At 61.1% G+C, this 10493-nt stretch carries 7 protein-coding genes; 2 read left to right on the top strand and 5 right to left on the bottom strand.

Features of this window, described 5'->3' with window-relative positions:
- Positions 1 to 37 precede the first annotated feature (37 nt).
- The 4 genes from FN369_RS08460 to FN369_RS08445 form a co-directional block, all read right to left on the bottom strand.
- Positions 38 to 1189, bottom strand: a complete 1152-nt coding sequence (locus tag FN369_RS08460; RefSeq protein ID WP_142525724.1) for a Re/Si-specific NAD(P)(+) transhydrogenase subunit alpha — start codon at positions 1187 to 1189, stop codon at positions 38 to 40.
- A gap of 116 nt (positions 1190 to 1305) precedes the next feature.
- On the bottom strand, positions 1306 to 2592 hold the full coding sequence (locus tag FN369_RS08455) for an MFS transporter (RefSeq protein WP_142525723.1): 1287 nt from the start codon (positions 2590 to 2592) through the stop codon (positions 1306 to 1308).
- A 23-nt stretch (positions 2593 to 2615) separates the two neighbouring features.
- Positions 2616 to 3587 carry a deoxyhypusine synthase family protein gene (locus tag FN369_RS08450; protein WP_142525722.1) on the bottom strand — a complete coding sequence of 324 codons (972 nt, stop codon included), beginning with the start codon at positions 3585 to 3587 and terminating at the stop codon, positions 2616 to 2618.
- Between the two features lie 275 nt (positions 3588 to 3862).
- A complete protein-coding gene (locus FN369_RS08445; protein WP_142525721.1) occupies positions 3863 to 4495 on the bottom strand; it encodes a MarC family protein in 633 nt (210 codons plus the stop codon).
- Positions 4496 to 4641: 146 nt separating this feature from the next.
- On the opposite strand from FN369_RS08445, the gene hpnE reads away from it, so the two are divergent.
- Together hpnE and FN369_RS08435 are read left to right on the top strand one after the other, a co-directional pair.
- Positions 4642 to 6879, top strand: coding sequence for a hydroxysqualene dehydroxylase HpnE (gene hpnE / locus FN369_RS08440; RefSeq protein ID WP_178087763.1), 2238 nt, complete (start codon positions 4642 to 4644; stop codon positions 6877 to 6879).
- Positions 6873 to 7436: a hypothetical protein gene (locus FN369_RS08435; RefSeq protein WP_142525719.1), complete on the top strand. Its 564-nt coding sequence runs from the start codon at positions 6873 to 6875 to the stop codon at positions 7434 to 7436. Before hpnE ends, FN369_RS08435 begins: the two co-directional genes overlap by 7 nt.
- A gap of 36 nt (positions 7437 to 7472) precedes the next feature.
- Here FN369_RS08435 and FN369_RS08430 read toward each other — a convergent pair whose 3' ends face one another.
- A complete protein-coding gene (locus tag FN369_RS08430; protein WP_281290941.1) occupies positions 7473 to 10217 on the bottom strand; it encodes a TonB-dependent receptor plug domain-containing protein in 2745 nt (914 codons plus the stop codon).
- Positions 10218 to 10493: the final 276 nt, after the last annotated feature.

Genomic DNA, 10493 nt, shown 5'->3' with positions numbered 1-10493 from the left:
TCCATGGTTTTAGGAACGGCTTGCGTAGTGGTTTCGATCAGCCTGTCTGTCCAGGCGGGGTTGCTTCGCTCGCCTTTCGTACGGCTTCATGAACGATCTGCCCATCCCGGCAGACCAGCGTTTGCGCGAAGATGGGATCCTCCGTATCGATCCGCGGTTCCCCGTCTTTCATGAGGAGGGAGAGAAATGCCTGGAGGTTTTTCGAAAAAAACTGGCTCGCCTGCGGTGCCATCGCGGACGCGGGATTGAGGGGGGCATGCAACGTTACCCCGCATCGGACGACGGTCTTCCCGGGCTCGCTCAACTCGCAGTTGCCTCCCTGCTCGGCGGCGAGGTCGATAATGACCGAGCCCGGACGCATCTTCTCCACCGCTTCCCGGGTGATCAGGATAGGCGCACGCCTGCCGGGAATGAGCGCGGTCGTAACGACCACATCGGCCTTTTGACACTGAGCGGCGATGAGCTCGCGCTGCCGTCGGAGAAACTCCTCGGATTGCGCTTTCGCGTATCCGGAAGAATCTTGCATTTTCTCCTGTACCACCTCGAGTCCCACGAAGCGAGCTCCGAGGCTCTCTACCTGTTCTTTGGCTACCGGACGCACATCGTGGGCTTCTACGATCGCACCCAGCCGCCGCGCCGTCGCGATGGCCTGCAATCCCGCTACGCCCACCCCGATGATGAAGACGCGAGCCGGAGGAATCGTGCCGGCGGGGGTCATGAGCATCGGGAAAAAGCGGGGCAGAGAGGAAGCTGCCAAAACGATCGCCCGATAGCCCGCCACGGTGCTCTGAGAGCTGAGCACATCCATCGACTGAGCACGGCTGATCCGCGGCAAGAGATCCAGGGCGAGGACGGTAAGACCGCGTTTAGCCATTTCGGCGACGCGGGGGATGTGTGCCAAGGGATAAAGAAGCGAGATGACGACCGTACCGGGGGAGAGCGCTTCCACATCTTCCGAAGAGGGAGCATGAAACTGACAGAGAACCTGGGCTTGGCCGAGAACGGCATTGCGGCTTTCGAGGCGAACTCCTTTTTCTCGATAGGCCTGATCGGGGAAACCCGCCGCCTCTCCCGCGCCCGTTTCGAGCACGATCTCGAAGCCGAGCTTCTTCAGAGCGGGAATGGACTCGGGAACAAGGGCCACCCGGTTTTCCCCGGGGAGCATCTCGCGACAGGATGCCAAGATCATGCGGTTGGTCTTTTTGCCGGAAAAGGGCAATCACTATAGGATGCCCGCTCTCGAGGAATCAAGGGAGCAAAAAGAGATTTCGTGCAGTTCCGGAGATTGCTTGCGCGCGCCGGTTGCTATGGATTGGCCGTCGATTCCGAGGGCCGTCCACTCGGAAGCCGAGCCAAGAAGAGGAGACTTCCGGCCATGAGCAGGCTTAAGCAGAGAAAGAGGAAGAGATAGCCGTTGACTCCCCAAGGGCCGATCGAGACTTTTCCGTCCGGAATCGAGCCGAGGAAGGCTCCCCAGAAGATGGGTCCTCCGCCCAGCGCGAGACTGTTGACCACGCTGAAGCGGGCAAAATATTCGTTCCGACCTTCTTGGGGAGCCAGTTGCATCGCGAGATGGACGTTTCCGACCTGGAAGCAGGAAAAGCCGATTCCCCAAGAGAGGACGATGCTTGCCAGAGTGATGGGGTGGATCGGCAACAGATGGGCCGCAATGCCGACCCAGAGAACAAAATAGATCACCATCGCGAAGACGGCGGCGAAAAGGGAGATACGGTTGCCAAACCGGTCGAACCGGTTCCTCAAGAAGGCCAAGCAGAGCAAGATCACGCAGCTCTGGGTGGCCAGAAGCCCGAAGACCCCGGCCGGAGTCCACCGGTATTCGCCTTGCAGAAGAGGGACCCAGAATACGCCACCCGCTGCCAGGGAGCTGGCCGTCAATACATTGAATCCGAGGAGAGCTGGGAACCGGAAGGCTCCCGGACCCATCTCGACGCTCTCGCGACGAGTTCGGTCGGCGGCGGCGATCGGCACGTCGGGCACTTTCCTCAGAAACGAGAGACTGCAGAGGCCCGCGACAAAGCTTCCCCAGAAGATCCAGGAAAAGGTTCCTAAGGAAGAATGGCTCCGGAAGAGGACGAAAGAGGCGCCCAGGATGATCATGCTTGCGGCGGCTGAAAAAAACAGGTCACGCGCCAGGTACCATCCGCGGGAGTTTTCCGGCACCAGAGCGGTCATCCAGGGGAGAAAGCCGCACAGGGAAGCCCCGCGCGACGCGTTGTAGCCGAAGAGGAGGAGGAGCATGCTCATCGACACGGCCTCGCGGCCCAGCAACGGTACGGTCCACGGAAGAAGAGCCATCCCTGCAATAAAGGATGTCCGAAGCGACCAGCCCCCCACCACGAAGCGTCTATAACCGATCCGAGGCAGATAACGGGTCGCCGGAATTTGAAGAAGATTGAGCAAGGGCCCGAGGGAGGCTACCACTCCGAGCAAAAAATCGGAGGCCCCCAATTCTCGAAAAAAAAGAATCATCGGAACCCCGTTTACGAGGGTGAACGAGGCGGTGTTGAACAGTTGAAAGAGATTGACTTGCAAAACCGTCTTCCGAAGATTGCAAGTCGAGGCGACAAGCATGGTGGGAGCGAGAGCGGCCTCCGTCAGCGACCGAGCACGTAGGCGAAGATCAGGGGGGCGACGATCGTGGCATCCGATTCGATCACGAACTTGGGCGTCGAAGAAGCCAGCTTTCCCCAGGTGATCTTCTCGTTCGGAGCGGCTCCGGAGTAGGAACCGTAGCTCGTCGTCGAGTCGCTGATCTGGCAGAAGTATCCCCAATACGGGACGTTTTCCACTTGCATGTCTTGGTGAAGCATCGGCACGACGCAAATCGGAAAATCGCCGGCGATGCCTCCCCCGATCTGGAAAAAGCCCAAGGAATGGCGGGCGGTCGTGCGCTGATAAAAGTTCGCCAGCTGCATCATGTACTCGATCCCGCTCCGCACGGTTCGTGGATCCCGGATCTTCCCCCGCAAACAGTGGCCTGCGTACATGTTACCCAGGGTCGAATCCTCCCAGCCCGGAACGATGAGAAAGATCTCTTTCTCCATTGCGGCCAGAAGCCAGCTATCCTTGGGATCGATCTGAAAGGATGGCTCGAGTCGGCCGGAGCGGAGGACATTCCAAAGGAACTCGTGCGGGAAGAGGCGCTCCCCCCGCTGATCGGCGCGAACCCATTCCTCAAGGACGGCCGCTTCGATTCGGCGCATCGCCTCCTCCTCCGGAATGCAGGTATCCGTGACCCGGTTGAGATGGCGGCGGTAGAGAGCTTCCTCGTCCGCGGCGGAGAGCTCCCGGTAGTGGGGAACGCGCACGTAGGAGTCGTGCGCCACCAAATTGAAGAGATCTTCCTCGAGATTGGCTCCGGTGCAGGAAATGGCATGCACCTTGTCCTGTCGAATCATCTCCGCCAGAGAAATCCCGAGTTCGGCCGTACTCATGGCTCCCCCCAACGCGAGCAACATCTTGCCTCCTGCGGCGAGATGAGCTCGGTAGGCGCGGGCGGCATCGACGAGCGCTGCGGCATTAAAGTGACGGAACTCTCGATCGAGGAATTCGGAAATCTGTCCCATAGGCGTTGATGGAAATTCGTTTGTGCCGAGACGGGGTCCGGCAATCGGCGCTCATTATTCCCCGGCTTTGGGGGCAAAGACAAGCTTCGCTTCCGGATCCGGGCCTTGCGCGGCTCTTCCCAGCCGAGGCGCTGCAGAGGGAGACGAAGGAGAAGCGGGTCCGACTTCCCTCCGGAGCCCTCCGCGTACTCTTGCGGGGAGACAAACCGAGTGCGAGGAAAGCCGGCGCGCACGGTTCTCCAGCAGACGCCCGAGCAAGAGGTGCCGGTTCCTACCTACGGCTCGGTCAGGGCGGAGCGGATGCCGTTGACGATAAATTGGACCGCAAAAGCGGCCAAGAGGAGGCCCATGAGCCGGGTCATCATCCGAAACGCTTTGGGGCCCAGCAGAGCGCTTCCCGTCTTCGCCGCCAATCGGAACAAGCCGTAGGTCAGTAGCAGGACCAGACAGATGGCGAGGAATACGACGAGCTTCTCCGCCAGGCGGTGCGCTCTTTCCGCGAGCAGGACGGAGGTGGAAATGGCACCGGGTCCGGCCAGGATGGGGATCGCCAAGGGACTGACCGCCAGATCGTCCTCCTCGGCCCGAGGGGTCCTTTCGGTGCCGCTTTCTTGGATGGCCGATCGTTGCGCCATGAGCATATCGTGGGCGATCGAGAGCAGGACGAGGCCTCCGGCAATTTGAAAGGCGGGAAGCGTGACCCCCAGGAAGCGAAGAACGACCTGACCCGAAAGGGCAAAAAAGAGGAGGATTCCCGCTGCGAGAAGGCACGCCTGCCTTGCCGAAAGGAGCTTCTCCCGCAGATTCCCCTCCGCCGTCAGGGCGAGAAAGGTCGGGAGGGCCGCAATCGGATCGACGGTGATGAAGAGCGAGGAGAGGGAGAGAAGCGCAAATTGGAATAGGTCCATTCGGTGGTCTTCCTGGAAGGAAGAAGGCCCTCCGTCAAGGAGGAAGCAAGAGCGACCCACCGGTCCGTCGCATGGACCGGGGAAAAGAGTGACGGAAATCCGTTCTCGGAATTTCCTTGGAAATGGTTATGAAAGGAACGCGATCGATGGAAGCGGAGACGGGACAGGTAGTGACGGCGCGGAGCGGTTCCAATCTCGCCGCCACCTTTTTCTGCCTGCCTCGGGAGACAAGGCGAGCCATGGCTACCTTTTACGGCTTCTGCCGGGTCGTCGACGACGTGGCCGATTCTCCTTCCCTCTCCCTCGCCCAGAAGCAGGAAGGGATCGCCTTCTGGCGAGCCGAGATTGCGCGGGCCTACCAGGGCGGGTCCCGTTCCCCGCTGGGGAAAGAGCTCGCGGCGGTCGTTCGCCGGTACGGGGTCGATCGAGAAGCACTGGAGGAGATCGTCAACGGTGTGGAGATGGATCTCCGCCAGAGCCGCTATCGGAACTTTGCCGAGTTGGCCGTCTATTGCCGGCGCGTCGCAAGCGCCGTGGGCTTCGTAAGCATCGAGATCTTCGGTTGTCGGAGGCCCGAGAGCCGCCATTATGCGGAAGACTTGGGCATGGCTTTTCAGCTCACGAACATCCTTCGTGACGTCCAAAAGGATGCTGCCGTGGGTCGAGTCTATCTGCCGGAAGATGAGCTCTCCGAATTCGGGCTCGGCGTGGACGATATTCTCCACCAGAGGTGGAGTCAAGGGATGCATGATCTCTGTCTCTTTCAGTATCTTCGCGCGAAGCACTACTTTGCGCGATCGCTCCGATGGATTCATCCCGAGGACCGCCGGAGACTCGTAGCGTCCGAGGCGATGCGATCGGTTTACGAGGCGATCCTCGAGAAAATTCGCAAGGCGGACTTCCGCGTCTTCTCCGAGGCCGGTCACCTTGGGAAGCTCGAGCGGTTCGGGAGATTGGTCGCAGGCCTGCTCGGCTTCTATCGGCACCAAAGCCCGCCTTGGAATCCTCCCCGACAGGTTGTCGTCTTGGGGGCCGGATTCGCCGGCATGGCGGCGGCAGTAGAGGCGACTCTCTCCGGAGATCGGGTAACCCTTCGAGAGGCTCGAGCGGAAGTCGGTGGACGCGCGGGAAGCTTCCTCGAGGCGAAATCGGGCGAGAAGCTCGACACCGGACAGCATCTTCTGATGGGTTGTTACCATCAAACTCTCCGCTTGGTCTCCCGGTTGGGAGCAGAGCGGAAATTGCTTTGGATCGATCCGCTCCGGATCCCTTTTCGCAGCGCGGCGGGAGCAAGCGTCCTGGAAGCCTGGCCGCTCCCCTCTCCTTGGCACCTCTTGGGTGCGTTCCTGCGGTATCGGGAGATTTCCTGGAAGGATCGGTGGGCGGCGATCCGGCTTGTCGGCGCACTCGTCCTCCAACGGGAACCTCTCTTGGAAGAAACCGCCGAGGAGTGGCTGCGGCGCAAGAAGCAGTCGCGAGGTATCGTCCGAGCTCTTTGGGAACCTCTCTGCCTGGCGGCTTGCAACCAGGATCTCTCCCGAGCCTCGGCCCGGATGTTGGCGACCGTCATTCGTCGGGCTCTCTTAGGAAGCCGGAAAGACTCGGCTCTGGTCTTTTGCCGTGGGAATCTCGGCGAGTTGTTGGCTTCGGAGTGTGAGAGGCTCCTCCGCTTTTGTGGGGGGGCGCTCGCCTGCCGTTCGCCTGTAAGCCGGCTTCTCTTTGCTGCGGAGCGGCTCGAGGCCATTGAAACATCGGGGGGCGAGCGCTGGGAGGTGGATCAAGTCGTAAGCGCGCTCCCATGGAACGTCCTCCGGGCTCTTTTGCCCGAGGGAAGCAAGCTGCAAACGATCTGCCGATCGATCGGAGAGGAACCGATTCTTAACCTCTATCTTTGGACGGATCGACCGCTCACTCAAGAAATCGTGGTCGGCTTTCTCGATTCTCCCGTCCATTGGCTCTTTTCTCGGGAAAAGATCCTGGGAAGGGCGGCGGCTCGCGGCCATGCCTACGCCGCGGTCATCAGCGCCGCCCAAGAGTGGAAAGCGCTTTCGCGGGGTGCCGTAGCGGATCGAGTGATGGAAGAGATCCGGAGGAGGCTGCCGCAAGCCGCGGAGGCGCGGCTCCTCCACTCCTTCCTCTATCGGGCGCATGGGGGCACCCCTTCGCTGAGCCCGGCCGAGTGCGGGCTGCGGCCGGAGGAACGAACCGAATGGGGCAACTTCTGGCTTGCGGGAGATTGGACAAACACGGGTCTTCCTGCCACGATAGAAGGGGCTGTCCAGAGCGGAATTTCCGCTGTTCGACGCATGTACTGGACGGTGCGAGAAAAAAAAGGAGCGGCGCCGGTCGTGGAGAAGCGGACGCTCGAGGAAGCGAGATGGTAGGGGGCACCGTGAGCAGGAGATGGGTAAGCTTCGGGATATGCTGGCTCGGCCTTTTGGCAGGCTCTCTGTGGGGAGCGGACCGTGCGTCGAATTTCGAAGCGGAGTTCAAGAGTGTCGGTGCCGCCCTGCGGAAGGCCCCTCTCCCCGAGTACCCTGGAGTGCTCGACCGGAGGCTTCGGCCGCTCTTGCGCCAACTTCGGGCTTCTCTCGTGGAGGGAGGACCCGGAACGGAGGCGACGATGCGGGCCGCCCTCCTGGGAACGAGAGAGTTGCTTGCAGTCGAGGATGTGGAGGCCGCGATGCTCACCGCCTACGCGGTTTCGGCCGATCCAGAGCTGGTCGTGCGGGTATTGCGCACTCTTTCGGAAACCGATCGGGAGGAACTTGCCTTCTACCTCTTTGCCGGAACGTCGAGTTGTGGAGAGGGCGACCCGCGCAAGCCCTCGTTGCTCCGCTTGGAGATCGCGATGGCGCCGCTGCTCGACGAGCTGATCGTGAAGGCCGACGAGGAAGCGGCGGCCGAGGCGAATGCTTCCGGGAGCCATCCACGCAAGTAGCGACGATCGCTGTGGTTGGGTATCCCGGCCGCCCTTTTAAAAATTGATTTGGACCGATCCCTGGATCCAAAAGGGAAGCTGCGGAACGATATAATCATAGTTCATGAAGCGCGCATTGCTGAAGCCGGGAGCTCCCGGCAGCCAGTACTCCTCGTTGGTCAAGTTGTAGATGTAGAGACTCGCTTCCCATCTCTTGGTCGCATAGAAGATGCGGGCGTTGAGCGTGTACCAAGTGGGAATCCGGGTCGAATAGGTGTAGAAGATATAGTTTCCGCTCTCGGTGATCCCCCAAAGGGAGATGCCCAGCCCGTTGTCGAACTTGTAGGTCGCCATCAGGTTTCCATAGTTGGTCGGAAATCCGATGAACTGGTAGTTGGCCGCCGCGATGTTGACCATGGGGTCGACTGGGAGGCTGTACTGGCGCGCGACCGAAGTGGAGTAGGGCTGCTCGGCCAAGGGGCCCTGAACGAGTCCCGCCCACTGCTCCTGGGCCGCTATGTAGGCATATCCGAAATTGAGCCAAAAATTCCGATTGGGCTGGTAGCTTCCGTTGAGCTGGATTCCGCTGATGTTCGCCTGCGCCGTCGCGATCGGTCCTCCGGGAATCACCTGGGCAGGGATATAGCCGCTCTGCATATAGGCGGAAAAGCCCAGGAAGAGCTTGTCGTGCAGCATATTGAGCTTCGTCCCGAGCTCGTAGAGAAAATTGTTCTGGTGGTAATAGTCGGAAGGGTAGGCCGGACCGAAGCTCCCGAATTGGGAGAGGAGAGTGGTCTGGCCGTAGAAGAAGGTGAAGTAGTTGGTCATCCAGGGAAATGGTTTGTAGCTGGGACTGATCGAAACTTCGGGCTGGACGATGCTCATCGACGTCGGCGTCAAGGTAGGGAGCCCCAGAGAAGGAGCGGCCGCGGAAATGTCGGCCGGAGTACCGGGTGGTGGGGAAGCTTGGACGAAGTAGGCGTTCATCCTTCCGGAGAGAAGGAGGCTCCACTGGTCGTTCCAGTCGAGCTTATGCTGGTAGAAGGGGGAGAGTTCGTAAAAGGTGTCCGACGTGGAAAGATAGTTGAAGACGTTGTAGTAAGCGCCCGGATATCCCGGGACCGGGATGTCGGTCAGGTAGGGGTTGCTGTAGGGAGCCGCGATCGCGGTGGAAAAGGGGACCAGAGGAGAGAAGTCCCTCGAGGTGAGCGGCTGGGTCATGTTCCAGATGTTGATCGGCGAATGCCAGGCACCCGAATATTCGGTGTCGCTGAAGTAGCGGAATTCGAGGCCGGCGTCGATCATGTGGTGGAGTTTCCAACCGGCGCTCTTGCCTTCGTCCGCGTCCGCTTCGGAAGAGTCTGGCAGTCTCTTCGCCTTCCCGATCGGGGTGTCGAAGGAGGCGCGGAGCTCGAGCCGGTCGTCGAAATCGTAGCCCGCCGGGAGAACCGCCCAGAAAGTCGAGGGGATCGCCTGGTCGATGTAGGTGCTGAAGTATTGGAACATGGAGTTATTTACGAGCGATAGACCGTCGTCGATCTTGAGGGTTTCGATCGCCTGGGCGACGTAGTAGAGCTGCTGCGTCGAATTCTCGGAGTTGGCGAAGAGGTTCGAGCGGCGGCTGATCGGGACCTGCGGGCCCCAATTCATCGCGTAACCCGCCCCGGGAGGAGCGCTCCCAAGCCCTGGATGGAGGACGCCTGGAGGACCATACCAGCCGGCGAGCGAGCCCGTCTGGTAGAGGCCGTCGCTGATCAAGGCCTGGTCGGGGCGGTTGAGGCCCGCCACCGTATTGAGATGGTTCGTGTCGAACTCGGTGTTGAAATCGATCGTGAGGTTGTCGTAGGGCTTGCCGGAGAGGGCGAAGTAGGCGCACTGCCGCTGTAGGTAAGCCCCGTCGTAGTAGTTGTAGGGGGCGTAGCCGTCCATGCCGAAGTAGTCGGCTCGGTAGGCGAGCTTGTCCTTGATGATGGGACCGCCGATGTCGATGTTCCAAAAATTGGTGCTGTACATGCCGCCCGTGTAGCTCGCGTTGCCCCGGAACTTGTCGAAATAGGGCTGCTTGGTGACCTCGTTGGCGAATCCCCCCGCCATCTCCTGGGGGCCGAAGACGATGCTGACGGGGCCGGTGACGACGTCGAGGTTGTCGTAGGCGTTCATGTTCATGAGGGGGCCCCATTGGGCGGACTGGCTGAACCCGACCAGCATCCCGTTCCGGTAAGCCGTGCCGGGGAGACCCCGTATGACCGGTTCCGATACCGGACTCCCCGTCATCTGCGTCGGGTTGATGCCTGGAACGAAGGCGGCAAGATCGTTGACCGACTGGGCATTGATGGTTTGAATCTCCTCCTTATTTACCACTTGGACGGTCCGGGGAGTCTCCATGACGCTCATTTCGGGCCCGAGGATCCCGACCGGCTCCTCTGACGGGACCACCGTCTCGTAGGGGGCGGATCCCGCGACTCCGACTTCAGGGAGGATGGGACCCAAGCCGGGGGGGAGTTCTCCCCCGGGCAGAGGGCCTTGGGGAACGCTGATCGGAGGTGCCGTCTCCGGCCCGGAGGGGGCCGCCGGAGCTTCCGGACCGGGCGTCGAGATGGCGGGCGCTTCGCTGGAGGGAGGAGCGCTCTCCGGAGTTCCTTCCGTGCTTTCCGGGCTTGCGGCTGGTGCTTCGGGAGCGGCTTCCGGAGGGTTTTGGCCGGAAGGAGGCGGAGCGACCTCCGGCTGGGTCGTTTCGGCGGGAGGCGCTGCTGGAGTGCTCGACGGGGATTCCGCCCCTTGGGTCATCGCAGGGAATACCACGAAAACGAAAGCGAAGAGTATCCCGAGGAAGATGAGTCCGAGAGGAGAGCCAAGCGAGGAATGGGGCTTCGGCATAGCGGGGACGCGTGCGCCGTGTCGTGGCTCTCTTGGCGAGGAAGGGCTTCCTTGTCAACCATTCTTACTCGTGAGGAAGCCCTCCTCCTCGCACGCCGCCCGCTACTGGAGATAGAACCGGACAGGCACGACCGCTTGGGACTCGACGGGCTTTACTCCCGCTAGGGCGGGATGGAAACGCCAGTGCTCGACGGCGGCCGC

This window comes from Methylacidimicrobium cyclopophantes (assembly GCF_902143385.2).
Lineage (GTDB): Bacteria > Verrucomicrobiota > Verrucomicrobiia > Methylacidiphilales > Methylacidiphilaceae > Methylacidimicrobium > Methylacidimicrobium cyclopophantes.
The sequence above is the reverse complement of the archived record's forward strand: the minus strand, read 5'-3'. Positions and strand labels throughout refer to the sequence as shown.

Coding starts and splice junctions, on each gene's coding strand:
- FN369_RS08460 (WP_142525724.1), bottom strand. CDS start 1,189: ATGATCTTGGCATCCTGTCGCGAGATGCTCCCCGGGGAAAACCGGGTG.
- FN369_RS08455 (WP_142525723.1), bottom strand. CDS start 2,592: ATGCTTGTCGCCTCGACTTGCAATCTTCGGAAGACGGTTTTGCAAGTC.
- FN369_RS08450 (WP_142525722.1), bottom strand. CDS start 3,587: ATGGGACAGATTTCCGAATTCCTCGATCGAGAGTTCCGTCACTTTAAT.
- FN369_RS08445 (WP_142525721.1), bottom strand. CDS start 4,495: ATGGACCTATTCCAATTTGCGCTTCTCTCCCTCTCCTCGCTCTTCATC.
- hpnE (WP_178087763.1), top strand. CDS start 4,642: ATGGAAGCGGAGACGGGACAGGTAGTGACGGCGCGGAGCGGTTCCAAT.
- FN369_RS08435 (WP_142525719.1), top strand. CDS start 6,873: ATGGTAGGGGGCACCGTGAGCAGGAGATGGGTAAGCTTCGGGATATGC.